The organism is Nocardioides sp. SR21, assembly GCF_022761125.1.
Lineage (GTDB): Bacteria > Actinomycetota > Actinomycetes > Propionibacteriales > Nocardioidaceae > Nocardioides.
Map to the genome: position 1 here is coordinate 630,060 of NZ_JAKWJR010000001.1, position 26,130 is coordinate 656,189.

The 26,130-nt window shown below is 71.1% G+C and carries 26 protein-coding genes and 1 riboswitch; of the genes, 17 read left to right on the forward strand and 9 right to left on the reverse strand.

Going from position 1 to position 26,130, the window contains the following annotated elements; all coding sequences use genetic code 11:
- Positions 1–413: 413 nt before the first annotated feature.
- Genes MJ604_RS03140 through MJ604_RS03155 form a run of 4 tightly spaced genes read right to left on the reverse strand, consistent with a single transcriptional unit; the run spans position 414 to position 4,956 of the window.
- Positions 414–1,157 carry a succinate dehydrogenase/fumarate reductase iron-sulfur subunit gene (locus tag MJ604_RS03140; RefSeq protein ID WP_243056823.1) on the reverse strand — a complete coding sequence of 248 codons (744 nt, stop codon included), beginning with the start codon at positions 1,155–1,157 and terminating at the stop codon, positions 414–416.
- Positions 1,154–3,172, reverse strand: coding sequence for a fumarate reductase/succinate dehydrogenase flavoprotein subunit (locus tag MJ604_RS03145; protein ID WP_243056862.1), 2,019 nt, complete (start codon positions 3,170–3,172; stop codon positions 1,154–1,156). Before MJ604_RS03145 ends, MJ604_RS03140 begins: the two co-directional genes overlap by 4 nt.
- Before the next feature lie 24 nt (positions 3,173–3,196).
- Positions 3,197–3,895, reverse strand: coding sequence for a succinate dehydrogenase cytochrome b subunit (locus MJ604_RS03150; protein WP_308194105.1), 699 nt, complete (start codon positions 3,893–3,895; stop codon positions 3,197–3,199).
- 53 nt (positions 3,896–3,948) lie between these two features.
- On the reverse strand, positions 3,949–4,956 hold the full coding sequence (locus MJ604_RS03155; protein WP_243056825.1) for a glycosyltransferase: 1,008 nt from the start codon (positions 4,954–4,956) through the stop codon (positions 3,949–3,951).
- Positions 4,957–5,225: 269 nt separating this feature from the next.
- On the opposite strand from MJ604_RS03155, the gene MJ604_RS03160 reads away from it, so the two are divergent.
- The 4 genes from MJ604_RS03160 to MJ604_RS03175 all read left to right on the forward strand — a co-directional run bounded on the left by MJ604_RS03160 (position 5,226) and on the right by MJ604_RS03175 (position 9,102).
- A complete protein-coding gene (locus MJ604_RS03160) occupies positions 5,226–5,945 on the forward strand; it encodes a hypothetical protein (RefSeq protein WP_243056863.1) in 720 nt (239 codons plus the stop codon).
- Positions 5,946–5,965: 20 nt separating this feature from the next.
- On the forward strand, positions 5,966–7,789 hold the full coding sequence (locus MJ604_RS03165) for a fumarate reductase/succinate dehydrogenase flavoprotein subunit (protein ID WP_243056826.1): 1,824 nt from the start codon (positions 5,966–5,968) through the stop codon (positions 7,787–7,789).
- 15 nt (positions 7,790–7,804) lie between these two features.
- Entirely contained in the window at positions 7,805–8,581 is a 777-nt protein-coding gene (locus MJ604_RS03170) for a succinate dehydrogenase/fumarate reductase iron-sulfur subunit (protein ID WP_243056827.1), read from the forward strand.
- Between the two features lie 287 nt (positions 8,582–8,868).
- Positions 8,869–9,102, forward strand: a complete 234-nt coding sequence (locus MJ604_RS03175) for a hypothetical protein (protein ID WP_243056828.1) — start codon at positions 8,869–8,871, stop codon at positions 9,100–9,102.
- 104 nt (positions 9,103–9,206) lie between these two features.
- Here MJ604_RS03175 and MJ604_RS03180 read toward each other — a convergent pair whose 3' ends face one another.
- From MJ604_RS03180 to MJ604_RS03195, 4 genes are all read right to left on the reverse strand, one after another.
- A complete protein-coding gene (locus tag MJ604_RS03180) occupies positions 9,207–10,112 on the reverse strand; it encodes a Ku protein (RefSeq protein WP_243056829.1) in 906 nt (301 codons plus the stop codon).
- Between the two features lie 5 nt (positions 10,113–10,117).
- Positions 10,118–11,023, reverse strand: coding sequence for an SDR family oxidoreductase (locus MJ604_RS03185; protein ID WP_243056830.1), 906 nt, complete (start codon positions 11,021–11,023; stop codon positions 10,118–10,120).
- Positions 11,024–11,090: 67 nt separating this feature from the next.
- Positions 11,091–12,044, reverse strand: coding sequence for a bile acid:sodium symporter family protein (locus tag MJ604_RS03190; protein ID WP_243056831.1), 954 nt, complete (start codon positions 12,042–12,044; stop codon positions 11,091–11,093).
- A complete protein-coding gene (locus tag MJ604_RS03195) occupies positions 12,041–13,381 on the reverse strand; it encodes an NAD(P)/FAD-dependent oxidoreductase (protein WP_243056832.1) in 1,341 nt (446 codons plus the stop codon). Before MJ604_RS03195 ends, MJ604_RS03190 begins: the two co-directional genes overlap by 4 nt.
- Between MJ604_RS03195 and ligD (MJ604_RS03200) the strand changes: the two genes are divergently transcribed.
- From ligD (MJ604_RS03200) to MJ604_RS03250, 11 genes are all read left to right on the forward strand, one after another.
- Positions 13,380–14,303 (forward strand): non-homologous end-joining DNA ligase, encoded by a 924-nt coding sequence (gene ligD, locus MJ604_RS03200; RefSeq protein ID WP_243056833.1) that lies wholly within the window; start codon positions 13,380–13,382, stop codon positions 14,301–14,303. The two genes, MJ604_RS03195 and ligD (MJ604_RS03200), sit on opposite strands and share 2 nt — an antisense overlap.
- Complete coding sequence (locus tag MJ604_RS03205) at positions 14,300–14,965, forward strand: L,D-transpeptidase family protein (RefSeq protein ID WP_243056834.1); 666 nt, start codon at positions 14,300–14,302, stop codon at positions 14,963–14,965. The genes ligD (MJ604_RS03200) and MJ604_RS03205 overlap by 4 nt, the downstream gene beginning before the upstream one ends.
- Complete coding sequence (gene ligD, locus MJ604_RS03210; RefSeq protein WP_243056835.1) at positions 14,965–15,879, forward strand: non-homologous end-joining DNA ligase; 915 nt, start codon at positions 14,965–14,967, stop codon at positions 15,877–15,879. Before MJ604_RS03205 ends, ligD (MJ604_RS03210) begins: the two co-directional genes overlap by 1 nt.
- A 124-nt stretch (positions 15,880–16,003) precedes the next feature.
- Positions 16,004–16,522 (forward strand): hypothetical protein, encoded by a 519-nt coding sequence (locus MJ604_RS03215; protein WP_243056836.1) that lies wholly within the window; start codon positions 16,004–16,006, stop codon positions 16,520–16,522.
- A gap of 187 nt (positions 16,523–16,709) precedes the next feature.
- On the forward strand, positions 16,710–17,282 hold the full coding sequence (locus tag MJ604_RS03220; protein WP_243056837.1) for a hypothetical protein: 573 nt from the start codon (positions 16,710–16,712) through the stop codon (positions 17,280–17,282).
- 44 nt (positions 17,283–17,326) lie between these two features.
- Positions 17,327–18,019 (forward strand): response regulator transcription factor, encoded by a 693-nt coding sequence (locus tag MJ604_RS03225; RefSeq protein WP_243056838.1) that lies wholly within the window; start codon positions 17,327–17,329, stop codon positions 18,017–18,019.
- Complete coding sequence (locus tag MJ604_RS03230) at positions 18,012–19,226, forward strand: HAMP domain-containing sensor histidine kinase (protein ID WP_243056839.1); 1,215 nt, start codon at positions 18,012–18,014, stop codon at positions 19,224–19,226. Before MJ604_RS03225 ends, MJ604_RS03230 begins: the two co-directional genes overlap by 8 nt.
- Positions 19,227–19,280: 54 nt before the next feature.
- On the forward strand, positions 19,281–22,025 hold the full coding sequence (locus MJ604_RS03235; RefSeq protein WP_243056840.1) for a hypothetical protein: 2,745 nt from the start codon (positions 19,281–19,283) through the stop codon (positions 22,023–22,025).
- Positions 22,012–22,836: an ABC transporter ATP-binding protein gene (locus tag MJ604_RS03240; protein ID WP_243056841.1), complete on the forward strand. Its 825-nt coding sequence runs from the start codon at positions 22,012–22,014 to the stop codon at positions 22,834–22,836. The genes MJ604_RS03235 and MJ604_RS03240 overlap by 14 nt, the downstream gene beginning before the upstream one ends.
- The gene (locus tag MJ604_RS03245; protein WP_243056842.1) at positions 22,833–23,471 is read left to right on the forward strand and encodes an ATP-binding cassette domain-containing protein; all 639 of its coding nucleotides are present in this window, start codon (positions 22,833–22,835) and stop codon (positions 23,469–23,471) included. The genes MJ604_RS03240 and MJ604_RS03245 overlap by 4 nt, the downstream gene beginning before the upstream one ends.
- 161 nt (positions 23,472–23,632) lie before the next feature.
- Positions 23,633–23,793, forward strand: a riboswitch (cyclic di-AMP (ydaO/yuaA leader).
- Positions 23,794–23,796: 3 nt separating this feature from the next.
- On the forward strand, positions 23,797–24,321 hold the full coding sequence (locus tag MJ604_RS03250; protein WP_243056843.1) for a C40 family peptidase: 525 nt from the start codon (positions 23,797–23,799) through the stop codon (positions 24,319–24,321).
- Position 24,322: 1 nt separating this feature from the next.
- Here MJ604_RS03250 and MJ604_RS03255 read toward each other — a convergent pair whose 3' ends face one another.
- Positions 24,323–24,934 (reverse strand): hypothetical protein, encoded by a 612-nt coding sequence (locus tag MJ604_RS03255; RefSeq protein WP_243056844.1) that lies wholly within the window; start codon positions 24,932–24,934, stop codon positions 24,323–24,325.
- Positions 24,935–25,063: 129 nt separating this feature from the next.
- Here MJ604_RS03255 and MJ604_RS03260 point away from each other — a divergent pair, with 129 nt between their 5' ends.
- Both MJ604_RS03260 and MJ604_RS03265 read left to right on the forward strand, forming a co-directional pair.
- The gene (locus tag MJ604_RS03260; protein WP_243056845.1) at positions 25,064–25,453 is read left to right on the forward strand and encodes a hypothetical protein; all 390 of its coding nucleotides are present in this window, start codon (positions 25,064–25,066) and stop codon (positions 25,451–25,453) included.
- On the forward strand, positions 25,453–26,130 hold a 678-nt coding region (locus MJ604_RS03265), incomplete at its 3' end, for a hypothetical protein (protein WP_243056846.1). The genes MJ604_RS03260 and MJ604_RS03265, both read left to right, overlap by 1 nt.

The following is a 26,130-nucleotide window of genomic DNA, read 5'->3' on the forward strand; positions in this document are numbered from 1 at the left end:
GCCAGCGAGCGGCGGCCTTCTTCGTTGGTCGAGTAGCGAGCGCCAGCGAGCGTATCGAGACCACTCGACCGTCATTCTCGTCGGTCGAGGAGCGAGCGCCAGCGAGCCGCGGCCTTCTTCGTCGGTCGAGTAGCGAGCGCCAGCGAGCGTATCGAGACCACTCGACCGTCATCCTCGTCGGTCGAGTAGCGAGCGCCAGCGAGCCGCGGCCATCCTCGTTGGTCGAGTAGCGAGCGCCAGCGAGCGTATCGAGACCACTCGACCGTCTTCCTCGTCGGTCGAGTAGCGAGCGCCAGCGAGCGTATCGAGACCACTCGGTGGGTCTCGGTACGCCGGTCGCGGCCTCGTTCCTCGGCCGCGCGGCTACTCGACCTCCCTAGCTGATCCGGTGCCGAGCTCCGCTCGGCACCGGGCTAGTGACCGTGACGCAGGGCGGTCTGCAGGTCCCGGTTGAGCTGGGAGATCACGTCGAGCGGGATCTCCTTGGGGCAGGCCGCGGTGCACTCACCGATGTTCGTGCAGCCGCCGAAGCCCTCGGCGTCGTGCTGGCTGACCATGCCGACGACGCGGGAGTCGCGCTCCGGCTGGCCCTGCGGCAGCTCACCGAGGTGGGTGATCTTCGCGCCCATGAACAGCGACGCGGACCCGTTCGGGCAGGCGGCGACGCACGCGCCGCAGCCGATGCAGGTCGCCACGTTGAACGCGCGGATCGCGTCGTCGCGGGGGACCGGCACCGAGTGCGCCTCGGGGGCGGAGCCGGTGTTGACGGAGATGAAGCCGCCGGCCTGGATCATCCGGTCGAACGCGCCGCGATCGACGACGAGGTCCTTGATGACCGGGAACGCGTCGGCGCGCCAGGGCTCGATGACGATCTCGTCGCCGTCCTTGAAGGACCGCATGTGCAGCTGGCAGGTCGTGGTGACCTCCGGGCCGTGCGCCTGACCGTTGATCATCAGGCCGCACATGCCGCAGATGCCCTCGCGGCAGTCGGAGTCGAACGCGACCGGGTCCTCGCCCTTGGCGATGAGATCCTCGTTGAGCACGTCGAGCATCTCGAGGAAGGACATGTCCGAGGACACGCCGTCGAGGTCGTAGGTGTGCATCGCGCCCTTGGTCTGGGCGTCCGGCTGGCGCCAGATCTTGAGGGTGACCTTCACTTGTAGCTCCGCTGCTTCATCTCGATGGCCGTGTAGACGAGGTCTTCCTTGTGCAGGACGGGCGGCTCGCCGTCCCCGGCGAACTCCCAGGCCGCGACGTACGCGAAATGGTCGTCGTGGCGCAGCGCCTCGCCGTCGTCGGTCTGCGACTCGCCACGGAAGTGGCCGCCGCAGGACTCACGCCGGTTGAGCGCGTCGATGCACATGAGCTCGCCGAGCTCGAGGAAGTCGGCGACGCGGCCGGCCTTCTCGAGCGACTGGTTCAGGCTGTCCGCGGTGCCGAGCACCTTCACGTTGCGCCAGAAGTCGTCCTTGAGGGTGCGGATGAGGTCGATCGCCTTCTTCAGGCCGTCCTCGGTCCGCTCCATGCCGCAGTACTCCCACATGATGTTGCCGAGCTCGCGGTGGTACGAGTCGACGCTGCGGGTGCCCTTGGTGTTCAGGAAGTGCGCGACCCGGTCCTCGACCGCCGCGCGCGCCTCGACGACCGCCGGGTGGCTCTCGTCGATCTTCTCGAACGGGCCGTCCGCGAGGTAGTCGCGGATGGTGTGCGGCAGCACGAAGTAGCCGTCCGCGAGGCCCTGCATCAGCGCCGAGGCGCCGAGGCGGTTCGCGCCGTGGTCGGAGAAGTTCGCCTCGCCGGTCACGAACAGGCCGGGGATCGACGACTGCAGGTCGTAGTCGACCCACAGGCCGCCCATCACGTAGTGGACGGCCGGGTAGATCCGCATCGGGACCTCGTACGGGTTCTCACCGGTGATCCGGGCGTACATGTCGAAGAGGTTGTCGTACTTCTCCTCGATGCCGTCGCGGCCCAGGCGCTCGATCGCGGCGCTGAAGTCGAGGTAGACGCCGCGGCGCACGCCCTCGACGGCCGGGCCGACGCCGCGGCCCTCGTCGCACACGTTCTTGGCGGCACGGGAGGCGATGTCACGGGGGACCAGGTTGCCGAAGGAGGGGTAGATCCGCTCCAGGTAGTAGTCGCGGTCCTCCTCGGGGATGTCGCGCGGGTCCTTCTCGCAGTCGGCCTGCTTCTTCGGGACCCAGATGCGGCCGTCGTTGCGCAGCGACTCCGACATCAGCGTCAGCTTCGACTGGTGGCTGCCGGTGACCGGGATGCAGGTCGGGTGGATCTGCGTGTAGCAGGGGTTCGCCATGTAGGCGCCCTTGCGGTGCGCGCGCCAGGAGGCGGTGACGTTCGAGCCCATCGCGTTCGTGGAGAGGAAGAAGACGTTGCCGTAGCCGCCGCTGGCGAGCACGACGACGTCGGCGAGGTGGGTCTGGATCTCGCCGGTCACCATGTCGCGGGCGACGATGCCGCGGGCCTTGCCGTCGACGACGATCAGCTCGAGCATCTCGTGGCGGGTGAACTGCTCGACGGTGCCGGCGGCGACCTGGCGCTCCATGGCCTGGTAGGCGCCGATCAGCAGCTGCTGACCCGTCTGGCCGCGGGCGTAGAACGTGCGGGAGACCTGCACGCCGCCGAACGAGCGGTTGTCGAGCAGGCCGCCGTACTCACGCGCGAACGGGACGCCCTGCGCGACGCACTGGTCGATGATGTTCGTGCTGACCTCGGCCAGGCGGTAGACGTTCGACTCCCGCGAGCGGTAGTCGCCGCCCTTGACGGTGTCGTAGAAGAGCCGGTGGACGGAGTCGCCGTCCTCCTTGTAGTTCTTGGCCGCGTTGATGCCGCCCTGGGCGGCGATCGAGTGCGCCCGGCGCGGGGAGTCCTGGTAGCAGAAGGACTTCACGTTGTAGCCGGCCTCGCCGAGCGTGGCGGCGGCAGCGCCACCGGCCAGGCCGGTGCCGACGATGATCACGTCGAGCTTGCGGCGGTTCGACGGGTTGACCAGGCGGGCCTCGAACTTGCGGGTCTGCCAGCGGTCGGCGATCGGCCCCTCGGGAGCCTTCGTGTCGCGGATCGGGTCACCGGGCGTGTAGTAACCGGCCGCGTCGTCGGCGGGCTCGCCGGGAGCGTCGTGGGACGGGTCGCCCGTGAGGGTGGTGTCCGGCATGTCGGTCATGTGCTGAAGACCCCTTTAGTTGATGACGCCGGCGAGGACGAAGATCGGGACGAGGGAGAAGCCGCCCGCGACCAGCACGGCGAGGATCCAGCCGAGGGTCTTGGCGTTGCGGCGGGACTTGGCGTTGTTGGTGAGACCGAGGGTCTGCGCGGCGCTCCAGGTGCCGTGGTGCAGGTGCATGCCCAGCGCGAACATCGCGGCCAGGTAGATGAGCGTCATCCACCAGACCTCGAAGGTGTCGACCAGCAGGTTGTACGGGTCGTTGGTCTCGCCGCCCTGGATGTTGACCTTGCCGATCGTGAAGTTGGCGAGGTGCCAGACCAGGAACAGCAGGATGGTCACGCCGCCCCAGCGCATCCAGCGCGAGGAGAACGACGACGCCAGGTTCTTCTTCATCACGTACTGCGTGCTGCGCGCGGACCGGGCCCGGCGCCACAGCGCGGCCGCGGAGTACACGTGCACGACCAGCGCGACGATCAGCCCAATGCGCATCAGCCACAGCAGGTTCCCGTGCGGCAGCATCGGCTGGCCGATGGTGCGCAGGTGGTGGGCGTACTCGTTGTAGGCGTCGTGGCCCGAGAAGGCCTTGAGGTTGCCGTACATGTGCGCGAGCACGTACAGGATGAAGATGATGCCGCTGGCGGCCATCAGAATTTTCAGGGTGATCGTCGAGCGGGAAGCTCGGCCCCCCTTGACCAGGGTCGTCGTTGCCACAAGGGGCCACGCTACCCCTCGAAGTCGGCGCGGTCCGCCGCGGGGAGTGTGACTTACGCCTTGTTACTGACGGGTCGCAACCGGCCGATGAGGCCTCGGTAGTGTCGCTCGACGAGCTCGTCCGCGGCGCCGCGCCAGGTCCGGGTCGAGAGCTCGCGGGCGCGGGCGCCGAGCAGGGCGCGGGTGCGGTCCGCCGCGATCGCCGCGACAGCTCTGGCGAGCGCCTGCTCGTCGCCGGGGTCGTAGAAGAGGCCGGTCTCGAGGGGGCGTACGACGTCCAGCGCGCCTCCCGCCCGCGGCGCGACGACCGGTACGCCGCTGGCGCCGGCCTCACGCAGCGCGTGGCAGCAGGTCTCCTGCTCGCCGGGGTGGACGAGCACGTCGAGGGCGGGCAGCACGGCGGCCAGGTCGCCGGTGCCCAGGGCCCCGGTGAACCTCGCCCCGGGGAGGTGCGCCTGGAGCCAGCCGCGCTGCGGGCCGTCGCCGATCACGACCGGCCTGATGCCCGGCACCTCGTTCAGTGCGAGGAGGCGGCGTGCGCCGTGGTGCTTGCGGAGGGCGCCGACGTACCCGACGACGACCCGCGAGCCGGACTTCGACCAGCGGTCGTGCAGCCAGTCGTCACGCAGCGCGGGGGTGAACGCCGCCGTGTCGACGCCGGGCGCCCAGAGCTGCCGGTCACCGCCGAGCATCCACGTCGAGGTGACGAGCATCCGGTCGGCTGAGACGCCCGAGAGCGTCGGGGACTGCTCGACGGCCAGTGTCGGCACGCCGAGACGGCCGGCGTGCTTGAGGGCCTTGCGCCCGACGGTCCCCGGTGAGGTCGCGTGCACGAGGTCCGGGCGGAAGGTGTCGATCGCCTCGCGCACCTGCGAGCCGGGCTTGTCGAGCGGCCGCACGCGGGCGATCCGGCAGCCGCGGTACGTCGTCAGACCGGGGCCGGGCGCGATGACCAGCACCTGGTGCCCGAGGTCGACGAGCCGGTCGAGGACGGCCTTGACGGTCGTCGTGGTGCCGTCGACCGCGGGGAAGAACGTCTCGGTCACCAGGGCGATCCGCATGCCGTCACGGTCGCCCGCCGCCGTGTCCGGACGGGTGCGTCCGGGTGGACGTCGGGTGAACCTGCTCGGTGAAACACGTTCTGGATTTCCGGTGTGGCCTCTTTCACATCCGGGGCCGTTTGTGCAGACTCACGTACGACTCGCTCTGGAGAGACCGGACCTGCGGAGGATCGATGGCGTCAACGGACACACGTGGCTCGACCGGAGTGAACGGGCCCACGCGAGCCCGGATCGGCGTCAAGACACTGCGGTCGGACCGCTGGTGGCTGATGCCGGCCGTGACGTTCACCGTCTTCGTCGCCTTCATCATCTACTCGACGTGGCGGGCGTTCTCGGGCGAGAACTACTTCGTCGAGCCGTACCTCTCGCCGTTCTACTCGCCCTGCCTGAGCAACGAGTGCGTGCCCGGCTCGTCGGACTTCGGGCAGCCGTTCGGCGGGTTCCCGCTCTCGCCGGCGCTGCTGATCCTGATCTTCCCGCTCGGCTTCCGGCTGACGTGCTACTACTACCGCAAGGCCTACTACCGGGCGTTCTGGCTCTCGCCCCCGGCCTGCGCCGTCGCCGAGCCGCACGGCAAGTACACCGGCGAGACCCGGTTCCCGCTGCTCGCGCAGAACGTCCACCGCTGGTTCTGGTACGCCGCGGTCGTGGTCGCCTGTGTCCTCACCTACGACGTGTTCCTGGCGTTCGGGCCCGCCGAAGGTGAGTCCGACGGGATCCACATGGGCCTCGGCACGCTGATCATGCTGGTCAACGTCGTCTTCATCTGGCTCTACACGCTCGGCTGCCACTCCTGCCGGCACATCATGGGCGGCCGGCTGCGGCACTTCTCCAAGCACCCGGTCCGCTACCGGCTCTGGGGCTGGGTCTCCAAGCTCAACGGCCAGCACGCCCGGTGGGCGTGGTACTCCCTGTTCTCCGTCGCGTTGACCGACTTCTACATCTACCTGCTCGCCACGGGCGCCATCGACGACGTGAGGTTCTTCTAGTGGATACGACTCGGCACCCCATGACCGGGAACGAGATGTCCGGCTCCAGCGAGGGCGGCATGGAGCGCCACGAGTACGACGTGGTCGTGGTCGGCGCCGGCGGTGCCGGCCTGCGGGCCGCGATCGCCGCGCACGAGGCCGGCGCCCGCACCGCGGTGGTCTGCAAGTCGCTGCTCGGCAAGGCGCACACCGTGATGGCCGAGGGCGGCATCGCCGCGGCGATGGGCAACCGCTGGCCCGAGGACAACTGGGAGGTGCACTTCCGCGACACCATGCGTGGCGGGAAGATGCTCAACAACTGGCGGATGGCCCAGCTGCACGCCCAGGAGGCGCCCGAGCGGGTGCAGGAGCTCGAGGACTGGGGCGCGCTGTTCGACCGCACCGACGACGGGCTGATCTCGCAGCGCGACTTCGGCGGCCACAAGTACGCCCGGCTCGCCCACGTCGGCGACCGCACCGGCCTGGAGATGATCCGCACGCTCCAGCAGCGCACCGTGCAGCTCGGCATCGACGTGTTCATGGAGTGCACGGTCACCGACCTGATGAAGGACGGCGACCGCATCTCCGGCGCGTTCGGCTACTGGCGCGAGAGCGGCCGGTTCATCCTCTTCGACGCCCCGACGGTGATCCTCGCGACCGGCGGCATCGGCAAGTCCTTCAAGGTCACCTCGAACTCGTGGGAGTACACCGGTGACGGCCACGCGCTCGCGATGCGGGCCGGGGCCAGCCTGATCAACATGGAGTTCGTGCAGTTCCACCCGACCGGCATGGTCTGGCCGCCGTCGGTGAAGGGGCTGCTGGTCACGGAGTCGGTGCGCGGCGACGGCGGCATCCTCAAGAACTCCGAGGGCAAGCGCTTCATGTTCGACTACATCCCGGAGTTCTTCAAGGCAGAGACGGCCGACACGATCGAGGAGGCCGACCGGTGGTACGACGACAAGAAGAACAACCGCCGCCCCCCTGAGCTGCTGCCCCGCGACGAGGTCGCCCGGGCGATCAACTCCGAGATCAAGGCCGGCCGCGGGACACCCCACGGCGGGATCTACCTCGACATCGCGTCCCGCCGTACGCCGGAGTTCATCCGCAAGCGGCTGCCGTCGATGTACCACCAGTTCAAGGAGCTGGCCGACGTCGACATCACCGCCGAACCGATGGAGATCGGGCCGACCTGCCACTATGTGATGGGTGGCGTCGAGGTCGACGCCGACACCCAGGAGAGCGCGGTCACCGGGCTGTACGCCGTGGGCGAGTGCTCGGGCGGCATGCACGGGTCGAACCGGCTCGGCGGCAACTCGCTGGGTGACCTCCTGGTGTTCGGCAAGCGAGCCGGCGAGGCGGCGGCGGCGTACTCCGCCGGGCTGGCCGCGCGGCCCGCGGTCGCGGAGGCGGACGTGAAGGCGGCGCAGGCCAGCGCGCTGGCGCCGTTCGAGGTCGAGGGCGGGGAGAACCCGTACACGATCCAGTCCGACCTCCAGCAGTCGATGAACGACCTGGTCGGCATCATCCGCGTCGCGTCCGAGCTCGAGGCCTCCCTCGCGGAGATCGAGGCGTTCAAGGAGCGCGCGAAGTCGATGAAGGTCGAGGGGCACCGGCAGTACAACCCGGGCTGGCACCTGGCGATCGACCTGCGCAACATGCTGATCGTCAGCGAGTGCATCGCGAAGGCTGCGCTGGCGCGTCAGGAGTCGCGTGGCGGCCACACCCGCGACGACTTCCCCGGCCCGAACGCCGAGTGGGGCACGAAGAACCTGGTGGTGAACCTGAACGCCGCGGGCACCGGCGTGGACCTGCACGAGAAGCCGCTCCCGGTCATGCCGGACGAGCTCAAGAAGTACTTCGACTGAGGGAGAGGCACTGACATGGGCTACACGCTGAAGATGCGGATCTGGCGCGGCGACCAATCGGGCGGCGACCTCGGCGACTACGACGTCGAGGTGTCCGAGGGCGAGGTCGTCCTCGACGCCCTGCACCGGGTCCAGGCGACCCAGGCCGGCGACCTCGCGATCCGGTGGAACTGCAAGGCCGGCAAGTGCGGCTCCTGCTCCGCCGAGATCAACGGCAAGCCGCGGCTGCTGTGCATGACCCGGCTGTCCGACTTCGAGCCGACCGAGACGATCACGGTCACCCCGATGCGGACGTTCCCGGTCATCCGCGACCTGGTCACCGACGTGTCGTACAACTACGAGAAGGCCAAGGAGCTGCCGTACGCCGAGCTCGGCCCGCGCGACGCCGACGGCAAGCGCCGGATGGCGCAGATCGACGTCGAGCGCGGCCAGGAGTTCCGCAAGTGCATCGAGTGCTTCCTGTGCCAGAACACCTGCCACGTCGTCCGTGACCACGAGGACAACAAGCCGGCGTTCGCGGGCCCGCGGTTCTTCCTGCGGTACGCCGAGCTCGACATGCACCCGCTCGACACCCACGACCGCCGGGCGCTCGCCCAGGGCGCGGCCGGGCTCGGGATGTGCAACATCACCAAGTGCTGCACGGAGGTCTGCCCGGAGGGCATCAAGATCACCGACAACGCGATCATCCCGATGAAGGAGCGCGTGGTCGACCGCAAGTACGACCCGCTGGTGTGGCTCGGCAACAAGATCGGCCTCCGCAACAAGGACAACGACGGCCGGACCGAGGTCTGAGCTCGTGGCCCGAGCTCGCTCGGGCCACGAACAGCGAAGAGGTCGAGTAGCTGCGCGACCGAGGAACGAGGCCGCGACCGGCGTATCGAGACCCAGGTCTCAGTTCAACAGCGACACGAACGCGTGGGAGGCGGCGTACGCCGCTATCCCGACCCCCGCCGCCACGATCGCGGTCACGACCAGCAGGGTCAGCAGCGCCTTCAGGTACCTCATGTCCGTGTGACGCGCGCCGGCCCTGATCGGTTGTCGGTGGTCGGTGCTTGAGTGGGCTCGTGGCGGACCAGGGCGTGAGCGTTGCGGTGGACGAGGCCGGCCCGCACATCCTCGGGCGCAGCCCCGGGGTGGACCGGTTCCGTGCGCTGCTGCACGAGGAGGCGGCCAAGCTCGCCGCCCTCGGTGACACCAGCCCGCTGGAGGAGCGACTCGCCCGCGCCCTCGGCGTCCTCGCCGACCGGCAGGCCGCCCTCGACCTGTCCGCGGGCTCGCAGGTCACCTGGTGCGGGTGGACGAGCACCGACTGACGGGAGTGCTCGGCGGCCTCCCGGCGCTCGATCGTCCGTCCCGACCGGCGGCCGTCAAGGGTCCGCCTCGCCGGCTTCGCCGCCCTTGACCGCCTCCGCCCGGATCAGCTCGCCTTCTTGGCCGCCGTCTTCTTGGTGGTCGACTTCTTCGCGGCGGCCTTCTTGGCCGGGGCCTTCTTCGCCGCCTTCTTGGCGGGCGCCTTCTTCGCGGGCTTCTTCTCCTCGGGCTCGTCCTCGCCGCGGGCGGTCTTGGCGGCGTCGACGGAGCGCTGGAGCGCGGCGAGGAGGTCGACGACCTCGCCGGAGGTCTTGGTGGAGGTCTCGGTGCGCTTGACCTCGCCGCCCTCGATCTTCGTCTTGACCAGCGCCTCGACGGCCTCGGCGTAGTCGTCCTCGAACTCGGCGGGGTCGAAGTCGCCGGCGAGGGTCTCGACGAGCATGTTCGCCATCTTGACCTCCTGCGGCTTGACGTCACCGGCGTCGACGTTGAAGTCGGGGGTGCGGATCTCGTCGGGCCACATCATCGTCTGCAGCACGATCACGTCGTCCTTCACGCGGAGCACGCCGACGGTGGTGCGCTGGCGCAGCGCGACGGTGACGACGGCCATCCGGTCGGCGTCGAGGAGGGCCTGGCGGAGCAGGGCGTACGGCTTGGCGCCGGTCTTCTCGGGCTCGAGGTAGTACGACTTCTCGAACAGCATCGGGTCGATCTGCTCCGAGGGCACGAACTTCTCGACCGAGATCTCGCGCGACGACGTCGACGGCAGCTCGGCCATGTCGTCGTCGGTGAGGATGACCATCTCGCCGTCCTCGGTCTCGTAGCCCTTGGCGATGTCGGCGTACGCGACCTCCTCGCCGTCGATCGAGCAGACCCGTTGGTACTTGATCCGGCCGCCGTCCTTGGCGTGCACCTGGCGGAACGAGACGTCGTGGGACTCGGTCGCGGAGTAGAGCTTCACGGGCACGCTGACCAGCCCGAACGACACGGCGCCCTTCCAGATTGCTCGCATGGTGCTCAGTATGACCGGCGAGCCGCCCGCCAATCATCGAACGCTTCGCGGGAGGTTCGGGTGGGGGTGTAGCCGAACACCGTCTTGAGGCGGTCGTTCGCGAGCACCGGGCGGTACTGCAGGAACATCGTCTGCTCCGGCCCGTACGCCGTGAGACCGAGCCGCGACCCGACCGCGAGCGCCGTCCGCAGCAACGGCTCCGGGAGCGTCAGCACCGGCTTGTCGAGCAGGCCGGCGATCTCGCTGATCGTCAGCGCTCCGTCGCCCGCCACGTTGAACACCCCGGTCACCGAGCCCGTCACGGCCTGCTCGATCACGGCCACGACGTCGGTGTCCCAGATGAACACGAACGGCGACTCCGAGCCGCGGATCTTCAGCAGCCGCTTCCGCTCGAAGAGCGCGGTGATCTGGTTGTCGACCGACTCGCCCAGGATGGTGCCGATCCGCAGCACGACCTGCTCCAGGGACGAGTACGCCGGCAGCATCTCCTCGACCAGCCGCTTGTGGTGGCTGTACGCGAACACCTCGTTGCCGCGTACCGGCTGGTCCTCGGTGATCCACGCCGGGTTGTCCGGGTGGTAGCCGTACGCCGCCCCGCTCGACGACACCACGACCCGTCGGACCCCGTGCGCCACGCACGCGTCGAGCACGTTGCGGGTGCCGTCGACGTCCACGGCGTACTCGAGCTCGCGCGTGGAGTCCGGCCCCGGCGTGACGCTCGAGGCGAGGTGCACGACGACCTCCGGACGCGCCGCACCGATCACCTCGTCGACCTGCGAGCGCGACGTCACGTCCATGACCACCGCGGGCGGGCGCAGGTCCGCGCTCACGACCTCGTGGCCGGCTGCGGTGAGCCCGGCGACGACCGAGCGCCCGAGGAATCCGCTGCCGCCGGTGACGAGCACTCTCATGCGCGTACTCGCTTCGCTCCGTGCGCGCCTGAGGCACGTCTCCTGCTGCGTCGGATGGTTCGCTCGCTCACGCCGACACCTGCTCCGGCACGTCGGCGGTACGCCGCTTCCAGAGGCTCGCGACGACGAGGCCCGCGAGGATGTCGTACAGGCCCCACCACGCGGCGACCAGCGCCATCCCGCCGAGGCCGTCGAAGTAGGCGAAGACCAGCACCAGCCCGAGGCCGGTGTTGCGGACGCTCACCTCGAACGTCATCGCCTTGCGGCTCCGGCTGGGCAGCCCGGTGCCGCGCGCCACGCCGTACCCGAGGCCGAGCGCCATCGCGTGCTGGAGGAACACGGCGAGCAGCACGAGGGTGATGTAGTTGGTGAAGATGTCCCAGTTGCCGATGAACGCCAGCACGATGATCAGCAGCAGCAGGACGAACGAGATCGGCCCGACGACCTTGTGGGCGCGGTGCGCCACCCGCGGCCAGAGCCGGTTGATGGTGACGCCCGCGAGGAACGGCAGTCCGATGACCAGCGCGATCTCGAGGAACGTCTTGACCGGGTCCAGGTCGACGTCCTGCAGGAGGTCGTCGCCGGCGGGGGAGAGGCCGGCCCAGAACGCGAAGTTGATCGGCAGCATCACGATCGTCAGCAGGTTGCTGATCGCGGTCATCGAGACCGACAGCGCCACGTCGCCGCCGGCGCGGTGGGTCAGGATGTTCGAGACGTTCCCGGGCGGGCAGCAGGCCACCAGGATCATGCCGAGCGCGATCGAGCCGCGGACGTCGAGCACGATCGTCAGCAGCAGCGTCAGCGCCGGCAGCAGCAGGAACTGCGCCACGATGCCGACCAGGATCGGGAACGGTCGCCGCAGCACCGCGGTGAAGTCCGTGATCTTGATGTCCAGCGCGATGCCGAACAGGATCGTCGCGATCACGATCTTCAGCACCGTGGAGGCACCCGAGCTGAAGTCGATGTTGACGTTGTCGATGTCGGTGACGAGGGTCGCGACCTGAGCGGTCATCGCGGTCATCCGGCTGCTCCTGGGTTCTGCCCGAGGTTGTCGATCTCCGACCGCACGGCGCTGCGGTAGGCGTCCTTGTTGACGTAGTAGGACATACGTTCCAGCCCGAGGTAGTGATATCCGCCGGACAGGTCAGGACGTGGACCGGCGACCCGCTGCTCGAGAGCGGCCGCCGCGGCGGGGTTCGTCGTCCGCGCCTTGAGGTACGACGCCACCAGCTCGGCCTGCTCGTAGCGGCCCTGCCAGCCGATGCCGGAGGCCTCGATCATCCCGAGCACGAAGAGGTTCGGGTCCTCCTGCGTGAACACGTTGAGGTACAGGTCCGGCGCGCTCCCGCGGCCGGCCCAGCGCAGCACGTCCTGGTCCAGGAACGGGTAGTGCAGGTGGTAGCCGGTCGCCAGCACGATCACGTCGTACGGCGTGGACGAGCCGTCCTTGAACTCGACCTCGGGGCCGGCGAACCGCGCGACGTCCGGCCGCACCCGCAGGTCGCCGTGGCCGAGGTGGTGCAGGACCAGCGAGTTCACGATCGGGTGCGACTCGTAGATCTTGTAGTCCGGCTTCGGGAAGCCGAACCGCACCGGGTCGCCGGTGAACAGCTTCAGCACCCGGGTGTCGATCGCCTGCTTGATCCTCGGCGGCAGCGGCTTGCCCTGGTTGAGCGTGTCGGCGGGCTTGCCGAACAGGTACTTCGGCACGAAGTAGTAGCCGCGCCGCACCGAGATGTCGACCGACGCCGCGTGGTGCACGGCGTCCACCGCGATGTCGCAGCCGGAGTTGCCGGCGCCGATGATCAGCACCCGCTTCCCGGCGAAGACGGTCGGCGACCTGTAGGCACTGGTGTGCAGCACCTCGCCGTCGAAGGAGCCGGCGAACGTCGGCACCGACGGCTCGCTGAGCGTGCCGTTGGCCGCGATCACGCCGGCGTGCCGTCGCTCGACGGTGCCGTCCGGTCCGCTCGAGGTGACCACCCAGCCGCCGTCGCCCGACGGCCGCGCCGCGATCACCTCGGTGCCGAACGAGAACCCGCCGGTGAGGTCGTACGTCGCCGCGAAGTCCTGGAAGTAGCCGAGCAGGTCCCGGTGCGACGGGTAGTCGGCGACCTCGTCCTTCATCGGGAACTCGGTGAACTCCGTCGTGGTCTTCGACGAGATCAGGTGCGCGGACTCGTACATCGTGCTGCGCGGCCCGTCGATGTCCCACAGCCCGCCGACCCCGGGCGCGAGCTCGTAGCCCTCCCACGGGATGCCGAAGCGCTGGAGGTTGCGGGCGGCGGCGAGCCCGGACGGCCCGGCTCCGATCACGGCGTAGGTGTCGTGCGTCACGCCCGGCATGATGTCAGGCATGCGCCCGATGCTCGCCACCAAGGCGTCGCACGTGCCCACCGGCGACGCGTGGACCCACGAGGTCAAGTGGGACGGCGTGCGCGCCATCACCGACGTCCGCGACGGCAGGGTCCGGATGACCAGCCGCAACGAGAACGCGATCACGATCGCGTGGCCCGAGCTGTCCACCAGCCCTCTCGGCGACCGCGACCTGCTCGTCGACGGCGAGATCATCGCGCTCAACGAGCGCGGCCTGCCGGACTTCCGCACCCTCCAGGAGCGGATGCACGTGCGCAGCGCCAGCACCGCCGCCCGGCTCGCGGACGCCGTCCCGGCGATCTACATGGTGTTCGACCTGCTCCGCCTCGACGGCCGCGACCTCACCGGCGAGCCGCTCGAGGAGCGCCGCGAGCTGCTCACCGGGCTCGGCCTGGACGCGAGCTGGCAGGTGCCCGCGCCGTACGACGACGGCGCGATGCTGTTCGAGGCGACCCTCCAGCAGGGGCTCGAGGGCGTGGTCAGCAAGCGGCGCGCCTCGACGTACCGCCCCGGCGAGCGCTCGCCGCACTGGCTCAAGCTCGCGCACCGGCACCGGCTGTCGTACGTCGTCGGCGGCTGGCGGCCGCAGGAGGGGACCACCGACCGGCTCGCGTCGCTGCTCGTGGGGGAGCCGACCGCCGACGGGCTGCTCTACCGTGGCCGGGTGGGCAGCGGGGTCGGACCGAAGCAGAGCCGCGCGCTGACCGAGCTGATCACCGGCCTCGGTCGCGACGCCAGCCCGTTCGACGACGAGGTGCCGGCGGTCGACGCGCGGGGCACCCACTGGCTCGAGCCGGTGCTGGTCGTGGACATCGACACGCACGGGGTTGGGTATACGAGGTTGCGCCAGCCCTCGTTCCAGGGGGTCCGCTCCGACCTCACCCCGGAGGACCTGACCCGATGATCACCGTGCTCGCCGCTGCCGTCGCCCTCGCCGTGGCCCCCGCGCCCGTCACCCTCGACGGCGTCCAGGTCGAGGTGCACCGCGACACGAAGCAGGTCGTCACGGTCAACCGCACCAGCGGCTACCACGCCCGGGTCACCTCCTGGGTGCTGCGCGACGGCCGCTGGCGCCAGACGATGCAGGCCACCGACGGCCGGATCGGGTACGGCGGCCTCGTCCCCGGACCGCGCCGCCAGCAGGGCACGGGCACGACGCCGCTGGGCACCTACGACCTGCGCTGGGCGTTCGGAACCCACGCGCCGAGCTCCCGGTGGCAGCTCGGCTACCGCGAGATCCAGTCCGGTGACTACTGGGTGCAGGACAACGCCTCGCCGCACTACAACCGCTACCGCAACAAGCGGGCCGGCGGCTTCCGCTGGCGGCTGCCGTCGAGCGACCCGAACTCCTCGGAGCGGCTCACCGACTACCGGGTGCAGTACGAGTGGTCGATCGTGACCAGCTTCAACCGGCAGCAGGTGCGCTACCGCGGGTCGGGGATCTTCCTGCACGTGAACGGCTCCGGCGCCACGGCCGGCTGCGTCAGCGCGCCGCGCTGGTTCATCAGGTCCCTGATGGGCCGCCTGGACCCGGACCGGGCTCCCGTGATCGCAGTCGGGCGCTGATGGCTGCCAAGGACTCGGCCGCCAAGGAGGAGATCCGGGTCGACGTCGACGGCCGGACCCTCAAGATCAGCAACCTCGCCAAGGTGCTCTACCCGCGCACCGGCACCACCAAGGGCGAGGTCCTCAACTACTACGCGCAGGTCTCGCCGGTGCTGCTCCCGCACCTGAAGGACCGCTGCGTGACCCGGATCCGCTGGCCGCACGGCGTGTCGGACGGCAGCTTCTTCGAGAAGAACATCCCCGGTGGCACGCCGTCCTGGGTGCGCACGGCCAAGGTCCCCACCACCGGGTCCCGGGCCCAGTCGACGAGCGACACGCTGGTGTTCCCGATCGTCGACGACCTCGCCACGCTCACCTGGCTGGCGAACCTCGCCGCGCTCGAGCTGCACGTGCACCAGTGGACCGTCGGCAAGAACGGCCGGCCGCGCAACGCCGACCGCCTGGTCATCGACCTCGACCCGGGCGAGCCCGCCGGCCTGCACGAGTGCTGCCAGGTGGCGCTGATGGTGCGCGACAAGCTCGCCGAGCGCGGCCTGGGCGCGAAGCCCGTCACGAGCGGCAGCAAGGGCCTGCACCTGTACGCCGACCTCCCGAAGCGACTGCCCTCCGACGAGTCGAGCGCGCTGGCCAAGGAGGTCGCCGAGGAGCTCCAGGGCGAGCACCCCAAGCTCGTCACCGCGACCATGACCAAGGCCCGCCGCTCCGGCAAAGTGTTCCTGGACTGGTCGCAGAACGCCGGCTCGAAGACCACGATCTCGCCGTACTCCCTGCGCGGACGCGAGCGGCCGACCGTCGCCACGCCGGTGTCCTGGGCGGAGGTCGAGGCCGGCGCCGACGACCCCGACGGGCTCGGCCAGTTCGGCTTCGAGGAGGTCCTCGAGCGGGTCGCCGACCTCGGAGACCTGTTCGCCTGACCGTCTCGGCACCGACCTGAGAGTTGTTACCAAACGGTGGGAAGCCCGTGGAGGTCGTGTGGATCGGGCGTGGAGCCGCCGCTCCTAACTTGGAGCTCGAATCAACTGAGCACCAGGGGAAGCCATGACCACCACCACCGTCACCACCGCCCGGAAGCTCGCGCTTCCGCTCGGCAGCGTGGTCGGCGCGGGCGTGCTGGCCATGGTGATGGGGGTTCCCTGGACCAGCGCCAGTGAGGGTTCTTCGGGGATCCGCCTGCTGGCAGACGACAACCAGGGCGCGACCTTGACGATCAGCAAGATCGAGCCCGGGGAGTCTGTGTCTCGCAGCGTCACCATCCGGAACTCCGGTGGTGAGCAGTCGAGGCTGTCGTTCCAGGAGACCGGAGACCCGTCGCCGTTCGCCGATGGCGAGCTGCACCTGGTCATCACCCAGGAGGGACGCACGCTCTACGACGGCGACTTCGCCGCGATGAGCGACATCGCGCAGGACGTGGGGACGCTCGAGCCGGGGGGATCGAGCGCGTTCACCTTCACGGTGTCCCTGCCCGATGACGCGCCGTTCGCCAACCAGGGCGAGCCGGCGACCGCGTCGTACTCCTGGGTCAACTCGGATGCTGGATCGAGCGGTACCTGGCAGTGACCGGGGCCTCCGGGTCCTGAGCACGGTCAAACCGGTGGGAGTTTCGGCGTATCTGGGGGGAACGCCGAGAGTCCGGCCGGTGTAGAGGACGGGTCCGCCCGGCGCTGTTGGGGGGAGCGCCGGGTGGGCAGTCCGTTTCGATACGGTCCGGTCCGGACCGTCCCCCGCAGTCTCGGAAAGACCACCCATGGAGATCACCACCTCCCCGCACCGCCCGGCGCCCACGCCGTGGGGGCGGCTGCTGGCGCTCGTGGTCGTCCTGGGGCCGGTGAGCATCCTGGTGCTGCTGCCGATCGGGCTGGGCCTGGAGCGCTACGTCATGTCCGGGGACTCCATGGACGGCGGCGACCAGGGCATCGGGCAGGGCACCGTGCTCTTCGAGCGCGTCGTGCCGGTCAACGAGGTCCGCGTCGGCGACGTGATCACCTACCGCCCGCCGGAGGAGTCGGGCGTCGACGGGATGGTCACGCACCGGGTCGTGGCCGTCGGCACGGACGGCGTCGTCACGCAGGGCGACGCGGAGCCGCTGCGCGACCCGTGGGTGCTCGCGACCGACGCGCCGGAGGTGTCCAAGGTCGTCTTCACCCTGCCGTGGGTCGGCTACGCCTATCTGCTCATCGAGGACCCCGGGACGTGGGTCCTGGTGCTGCTCAGTGCGGGGGCGCTGGCGGCGCTGCTGTCCGGCGAGCTACGCCGTCGACGCCGCGCCCGACCCACGCTCGAGCCGGCCCTCGTCACGGAAAGCGTTCCCGAAGCCTGAGGGTTCCCCCTCTCGACAGACGTGTGGGCCCTATGCTCCTGCCCATGGCGCAACGTGTTCTGGTGGTCGAGGACGAGGAGGACATCGCGTTCCCCCTTGTCCGCACCCTGGAGCGAGAGGGATACGAGGTCTCCTGGGTCGACAGCGGGCAGAAGGCGCTCGACACCCTGCCGAGCGCTCCTGAGGTCGTCATTCTCGACCTCGGCCTCCCCGACATCGACGGTCTCGAGGTCTGCCGGCGCGCCCGCGCGGCCGGGTTCGAGGGCGCGATCATGATCGTCACGGCGCGAGCCGGCGAGCTCGACCGCGTGGTCGGCCTGGACTACGGCGCCGACGACTACCTCGCCAAGCCGTTCGGCCTCGCCGAGCTGCAGGCGCGGGTCCGCGCGCTGCTGCGCCGTACGGGCGGCTCTGCCGCCGCGGGCGAGGAGGCCAAGCCCGACGGCCTGCGCATCGACGTCGACGCGCGCCGGGTGTACGCCGGCGACGACGAGGTCCCGCTCACCGGCAAGGAGTTCGAGGTCCTGAACATCCTGGCCGCGAACCGGGACAAGGTGGTCTCCCGCGGCCGGCTGATGGCCGACGTGTGGGACGAGAACTGGTACGGCTCGACGAAGACGCTCGATGTCACCATCGGCCGGCTGCGCCAGAAGCTCGAGAGCGTGGGCGTGACTGACCGCGTAGTCGCCGTTCGAGGCGTGGGATTCCGCCTCGAAGGCGGCTCGCCCGATGCGTGAACGGCTGACCCTGGCCTTCGTCGTCCTGACGATCCTGCTGCTCCTGGGAGCCGGGATCATCCGGTCGTACGTGCTGCGAGACCTGATCCGGGAGCAGGAGTCTCAGCATCTGAGCCAGGAGATCTCGCTGATCACCTCCATCGTCGAGGGCCGCCACGAGTCCGGCGAGACCATCGACGAGGCGTTCCTGGAGACGCTGGTCAGCCCGGACGCGCGGCTGGAGTACGACCCGGAGTCGGGCCCGCCGGTGGTCGTGTACGGCGAGGAGTACTCCGGTGCCGACGACCCGAGCGAGGACATGGGCTCCGCGGTCGTCCTCGACGACGCGACGCTGACGCTCAGCCAGTCCGATGAGGTGGTGCGCGACATCGTCGGGCGCGACATGGGGTCGATCGCGGCGCTGTTCCTGCTGATCGCGGTGGTGGCCGGCATCGTCGGCTTCATCATCGCCTCCGCGCTGTCCTCGCCGTTCCAGCGGCTGGCCGTCGCGGCCGCGGCGCTGGGCCGCGGCCGGTTCGACCTGGAGCTGCCCAGGACCCGGATCCCCGAGGCCCGCGCGATCTCGAACGCGCTGCGCGCCAGCGCGCACCAGCTCGAGGACCGCGTGCACCGCGAGCGCGACTTCGCCGAGCACGCCTCGCACGTGCTGCGCACCCCGCTGACCGGCCTGCGGCTCGAGCTCGAGGACCTCACCCTGCGCGACGACGTCCCGGACGACGTCAAGGAGACCGCGGCCCGCAGCCTGGCCTCGGTGGAGCAGGTCGGCACGGTCGCCGCCGAGCTGGTCGACCTGACCCGCCGCGGCAGCCTCATGGAGGGTTCCGAGCTGCCCCTCGTCGACCTGGCCACCCAGCTCGCCCAGCGTTGGGCCGACCGCCTCGGCGTGCGCAACCGGACGCTCACGGCGGCCGCCGAGGGCGACCTGGAGCTGTCGTACACGCCCGGGCCGGTCGAGCACGTCACCGACCTGCTGCTCGCCGACGTCGTCCGGCGCGGCACCGGCGCGGTCCGGATCGTCTTCCACGGCGAGGACGGCGGCCACCTGCGCGTCCGCGTCGAGAGCGAGGGCCGTACCGACGACGCGCCGACGGGCGGCGACCCGCTCGACCGGATCTCCCAGGTGCGCTCGGTCGTCGAGGCGCTCGGTGGCCGGGTGATCGGCGACCACCCGGCCGACGGCATCGAGGTCCTGCTGCCGCGTCGGTGACTCACCGCCGGAGAGGGCTCGTGGAAGCGCTCCCACGCACGTAGGGTGACCCGCGTGACCCGGCCGACCACCCCTGCCCGCGGGCAGGCGCTGTGGCGGGCCGCTCCGCGCCGCCTCTGGCGCACGCCGGGCTGGCTGCTGCTGGTGCTCGTCGCCGCGACCCTGCTGGTCTCCTCGGTGGTGGCCCCGTCGCTGTTCGTGGCGACCGCCCGCGCGACCGCGCTCACCGACCGTCTCGACGCCGCCCGCAGCGCGCCGTTCGGCCCCGAGTCCGGTGATCTGCGCGTCACCTGGGACGCCGTGCTCCCGCCGGCCAGCGAGAAGATGCTGATGGACCGGCTCAACACCCTCACCGGCTTCGACACGCCGACGGTCGGCGCCGCGGGCGTCGCGCAGAGCCGCACCCGCAAGTCGCTGGTCCGCTCCGGCGGCGTCGTCGACGAGGGCGTGCTCTGGTACCACGACGGCGCCGTCGAGGCGCTCGGCGGCGACCCGGACGCCGACGGCATCTGGCTGCCTGTCGAGATCGCCGACCGGCTCGGCATCGAGCCCGGCGACAAGGTGCGGATCGGGCTGGTGTCGACGTTCCTCGCCAACACCGCGAAGCTGTCGCCGACCGTGCTCGCCGGCACCTACGAGACCGCGCCCGACTCCGCGCTGCCCGCCGCGCTCGCCGACCACCCCGACGCGGACCGGTGGTTCCTGCCGGCCGACCCCGAGGACCCGTCCGGCGACTCGCCGCTGGCGATCGCCGGCCGCAAGACGTTCGACGAGCTGATGCTCGCCACCGGCGACACGCCTCTCTACGCCGCGGACCTCCGCCTCGATCCCGACACCAGCCCCGACGGCGCCAGCGCCGCGGTCGACGACATCAAGAGGCTCGGCAACGACGCGTACGACGGCGCCGAGGAGCTGGCCCGCTACCTCGCCGACGCCGAGCCCCAGGGCGCGGACCTCGCGGTCGCGTCCGGGCTGCCGGACATCGTGTTCGACTCCAACCACACCGCGACCTCGGCCCGTGACCAGGTCCGCCCGTACGCCGTCGCCGGGCAGCTGCTCGCCGCGGCCCTGCTGGTCGGCGGCTGGGTGCTGCTCGGCCGGGGCCGGCGCCGCGAGCAGGTGCTGGCCTCCGGGCTCGGCCTGCGCCCGGGCGAGGTCGCCGGGCTGACGGCGCTCGAGGTCCTGCCGGTCTGCGTGGTCGCCGCGCCGGCCGGGCTCGCCCTCGCGCTGCTCGGCATCGCGCTCACCGGGCCGTCCGACGCCACCGAGGTCGCCGCCGCCACCGGCGACCTGGTCCGCGCCGGGCTCGCCGGGCTGCTCGCGCTGCTGCTGATGGCCGGGACCGCCGCGGCCTCCGCGGCCGGGATGGACCGCCAGGCGCGCGTGTCCCGCCTCGGCGGCCGACGCGTCGTGATGCCGTGGGGGACCGCGCTGCTGGTCGCGACCGTGGCCGTCGGGATCGCCGTGCTCGGCGTCGACGTCGCCCGCCGGAGCAGCACGCCGCTGGCGATGCTCCTGCCGGTCCTCGTGGCCGCGACCGTGGCCCTCGCGGTAGCGCGCGTCGCCGGCTGGGCGCGCGGGCGGCGTACCGCCCGGACGGGGAGGGGGTCCGCGCGCTGGTTGGCGTCGCGGCGCACCGGCACCGTCCTGCGCGAGGTCACCGCGCTGACGGTCGTGATCGCGGTCGCGCTCGGGCTGTTCGGCTACTCGCTGACCGTGCGGCGCGGGCTCAACCAGGGCGTCGACGACAAGACCGCCGCCCTGGTCGGCGCGCGTTCGACGCTGAAGGTCGACGAGGACTTCCGCCGCCAGGGCATGAAGGTCGCGACGACGGCGCCGGTCGAGCACACCTCGCTCGTGTGGCGCCGGGGTGCGAGCATCCCGCCGACGTTCGGCGAGGCGCCGGTGCTGGCGATCGACCCGACGACGTTCGCCGACGTCGCCGACTGGGGCAGCTCCGGGACGCTGGACGCCGGCCGGGAGCTCGTGCCGGGCCTGCTGGAGAAGGCCAAGGGGCTGCCGGTGATCCTGTCCGGCGACCCCGACCAGGAGGTCGGCGACCACGGGACCCTCGACTTCAGCGGCGAGTTCCAGGTCCCGTTCGAGGTGGTCGGCGTCGTGCCGGCGTTCCCCGGCGCCGAGTCCGACACCGGCAACACCACGGTGATCATCAACTGGCGGAAGCTCGTCAAGGTGGTGCCGCCGACCGTCGACCCGCGCAAGAAGCTCGCCTCGAGCGGCGACGCCGGGGCGTTCGCGTCGTGGGTCTGGTCCGATCTCGCGCCGGGCGACCTGCGGGCCGTGCTCGACGCCGACGGCATCACGACCGACGGCCGGCTCGACAGCAGCGACCAGGCCCGGGTCGGCAGCGGGCTGGTCGCGGCGACCTGGGCGGCGGCGTACGTCCTCGCGCTCGGCTGCGTCGCGCTCGCCCTGGCCGTCGCCGCGTCCCTGGTGCTGGCGCTGCGGCTCGCCGACCGCGACGCCGTCTCCGACGTGCTGCTCGGCCGGATGGGCTTCGCCTCGGGCGAGCTGGCCCGGTCGCGGACGTGGGAGGTGGGGTACGCCGTCCTGACCGCGGTGGTCGCCGCGGGCATCGCGACCGCGGCGCTGGTGCTCGGGCCGACGGTGATCGACGCGACGGCCACGATCCCGCCGCTGACCCGCCCGCGTCCCGACGTCGCGGACCTCGTCGTCCTGGGCGGCGTGCTCGTCGGCATCGTCCTGCTCGCCTGGCTGATCGGCGCCGCCCGCGCCCGACGCCGTCATCCCGCGGAGGTGCTGCGTGGCAACGGCTGAAGCGGTCGTCACCTGCGAGGACCTGGTGAAGGTCTTCCGCTCGGCGACGGGGGAGACGCACGCGCTCCGCGGGATCGGGCTGGAGGTGCTGCCCGGTGTGCTGACCGTGGTGGCCGGGCCGTCCGGCAGCGGGAAGAGCAGCCTGCTGACGCTGCTCGGCGCCCGCGACCGGCCCAGCGCCGGCCAGCTCACCGTGCTGGGCAGCGACATCGGCGCGGCGTCCACCCGGCAGCTGCGGATGCTGCGGCGCCGACGGATCGGGTTCGTCCCGCAGCGTTCCTCCGAGGCGGTCTACCCGCACGTGCGCGCCATCGACCAGCTCCGGCAGGTCGGCTCGTGGCGCGGCGACGGTGACGACCCGGCGGCCGCGCTGGCCGCCGTCGGGCTCGAGGACCGCGCCGACCACCTGCCGTCCGCGCTGTCGGGCGGCGAGCAGCAGCGGCTCGCGGTCGCGCTGGCGCTGGTCGGCTCGCCCGACCTGGTGGTCGCCGACGAGCCCACCGCCGAGCTCGACCACGCGAACGCCGACAGGGTGATGGACGCGCTGCTCGCGACCGCCGCGACCGGCTGCGCGGTCGTGATCAGCAGCCACGACGACCGGGTCACCCACCGCGCCGACCGGCTGCTCCGTCTGCGGCACGGCGTCGTCTCCAGCGAGACCGCCGGCCAGCAGGCGACCGCCGCCGTCATCGACTCCACCGGGCGGCTCCAGCTGCCGCCGGCGGTGCTCGACCTGTTCCCGTCGCGCCGGGTGGTCGTCGAGACCGTCGGCGACGAGGTCCGGCTGCGCCGGCCGGAGGAGGGGCGATGAGCGGGCTCGAGGTCACCGAGGTCAGCCATGGGTACGGCGCGGGCACCGGGCGGGTCGAGGTCCTGCACGGCGTCTCCCTGGCCGTCGCGCCGGGCGAGCTGGTCGCGCTGGCCGGACCGTCCGGCTCGGGCAAGACCACGGTGTGCCACCTCGCCGCGGGGTTCGAGTCGCCCGAGCGGGGCGCCGTGCTCGTGGAGGGCCGGCCGGCCGCGGGGATCGCGGACTGGGCGGTCGTCGCCGTCGTGCCCCAGCAGCACGGGCTGCTCGCCGGACTCAGCGTCGAGGACAACATCTGCCTGCCGGCGCACCGGGCCGGGGTGGACCCCACCGAGGCGTTCGCGCGGCTGACCGAGGCCCTCGACCTCGGCGCGTTCACGCGGCGCGGGGTGGCGGAGACGTCGCTCGGCGAGCAGCAGCGCACCGCGGTGGCCCGGGCGCTGGTCCTGTCGCCCCGGCTGGCGGTCCTGGACGAGCCGACCGGGCACCAGGACGACGACCACGTGGCGCAGGTCGTGGCGGCCCTCGCGGCCACCGCGCGGGCGGGCTCGGCGATGCTCGTCGCGACCCACGACCAGCGCGTCTGGGAGGTCGCGGACCGCGTCGTACGCCTCGATGACGGCCGCGTCGCCCCGTGATCGGAATGTGACCTCGATCTAGTTCGGGCGGAGATTCACGCGGGGCGTGTGGCCGACGCCACACGATCGGGCCATTCCCGACTGGATTTATGCACATTCGTCCTGCATGGTCGTTGATGTTTGCACCAATGCACAACGGCCCCGGGACGCCGAGTCCTGCCCACCCGGAGCCGTCGATTGATCGAACCGGGCAGGAGTGGGGGAACCACTTCCGCGGCCAGCAGCCAGCTGGTCGCTCGGGGTGAAGTCACGGAATCCGTGACCGGGCACCTTCTGCGCCCGAACCCGACAGCTCACCTCACAGGCGTCGGAAGGAATCCGTTCGATGCACCTTGCCCTGCCCTCGATCGCCCGCGCCCTCGTGGCCGGAGCCGTCGCCGGAACCGTCCTCCTGGCCACGCCGGCCGCGCCTGTCCAGGCCGCCCAGGCCGACCAGGTCCAGGACCGCGCCGGTCACCACCACAAGAAGAAGAAGCCGACCCGCGTCGAGCGCGCGGTCGACGTCGCCGTGAACCAGAAGGGCGACCCGTACCGGTACGGCGCCGCCGGTCCCGGCGCGTTCGACTGCTCCGGCCTGGTGTTCTACAGCTTCCGCCGTGCGGGCTTCTCCAACATCCCGCGCACCTCGAGCGCCCAGTCGCACTTCGCGCACCGGATCTCACGCGGCAACATGCAGCGCGGCGACCTGATGTTCTTCCACGACAGCGGCGGGGTCTACCACGTCGGTGTGTTCGCGGGGTACGCCCACGGCAAGCGGCTCGTGCTGCACGCGCCGTACTCCGGCACCCGCGTCCGCACCGACCGCGTGTGGACCGACAGTTGGTTCCCGGGCACGCTGCGGAAGCGCTGACTCACTTCCACCGGAAGGTCGCCAGGGTGGAGTCGATGATCTCCTGGCGCTCCTCCGGGGTGGCGACCGGGCTGAAGAGGAACGCGATCGAGACCAGCTTGCCGTTCTGCTGGGTGCCGAACTCCTCGAGGTAGAGCAGCGGCTGGACCTTGCCGGCCAGGTGGTAGACCTCCTTGCCGTCCAGCTCGGTGAGCGGCAGCTTCTTCGGGTCCCGGGGGTAGATGTTCGCCTCCAGCCACTGGTCGGCGAGCTCGTCGGCGCTCGTCGACGTGTTGAACGAGTCGATCTGGGCCAGGCTGATCGAGGAGAACGAGTAGTCGTCGTTCCCGGCGTCCGCCTGTTCCGGAACGACGCGCGGCGTGAGGTACCAGCCCTTCGGCACCCGCACCGTCGCTTGCGGGAGGTTCAGCGCGGGGCCGGTCGCCGGCGCCACCGTGCTGGTGGGGTCCTCGGTCGGCTCGCTGGTCGGCTCGTCGGTCGGTGTGGGCGACGAGGTCGCCGAGCTGCTCGTCGGCTCCGGGCTGGGGTCGGCGCTCGCGTCGTCGTTCCCGCAGGCCGTGCCCAGGAGGAGCACGGCGGCGAGCGCGGCAGCGGACGCGGCGGTCTTCAGCACGACCAGAACCTTGCCTGAGGTGTCTGACCTCAAACCGATCGGCCCGCAGAGGTTTTACCTCGCGATGTCCGGGGCAAGCGCCCGTAGTCGGACAGGACAGCTTTCATCGGGGGAAGGGTCGACAGTCAGATGCAAGCGTTGGAGATGCTCGAGACGTTGGGGCTCCCGGAGGACCTCATCGCGGACGTCCGGTCGATGCTGAACGAGAGGGCGGAGGCCCTCGAGGCGGTGAAGCCGACGCCGATCGGGGAGGTCTTCGGCGGGTCGCCCGCCGGCAGCCAGCTCAGCCACCACGCGGCGCTCGCGCGACAGCACGTCGCGGACGCGGTGCTCCAGATGGCCGCCGGGCTGCGCGGCTTCCGCGAGGAGCTCGGCTCCCACGAGGCGCGCATGGACTACACCGACACCCAGAGCGCGGTGGACCTCAAGAAGATCGAGGAGGCGGCCGCCTGCGTGGCGCCCGCCGACTTCTCCGCGAACAACCAGTGCACGCTCCCGACGGCGGGCGGTGACGACTGATGGCCGGACCCCAGCGTGCCCGCCTCGACACGGCGCTCACGGGCGCCTTCGAGCACGTCGTCGACGAGCACTCCCGTGAGTGGACCACCTGCGTGCGGACGATGTCGACGATCGCCGTTGCCCTGCGCAACGCGTCGCCGGAGGTGAAGGAGAAGATCGGCGGCGAGACCGGTCCGGCGATCGACAAGGCGTTCGCCAAGTCCGCCGAGGGCATGCAGGCGAAGACCCAGGAGCTGCTCCGGGGGAGCGCGGCGCTCCAGGCCGCGTCCGACGTCATCCGCCAGGCCCGCCAGGAGCAGGCCACGCTGGACGCGGACACGAGGCAGCAGCCCGGGGAGTACCAGAAGCCGGTCGGCCAGCCCACCGAGGCGGACCTCCAGAAGGAGGCCGCGAACAAGCAGGCGCACGCCGCCTACGACGCCTGGCAGGCCGACCAGGAGCGCCGGGCCCAGATCCAGGCCGACCGGATGGACACCGTGTTCGGGCACTCCACCCAGGTCATGAAGGACATCCACGGCGTCCCCGACCCCGAGCCGCCCGCAGGCGGCCCCGGCGGCGGCTCCGACGGACCCGGTGGTGGCAACGCACCCGCGCCGGCGCACGGACCCGGCGCCCCCGCCGGCGGCAACGGGCCGCGGTCCCCCCAGGCGCCCCCGCCGTACGACCCGCCGCCCGGC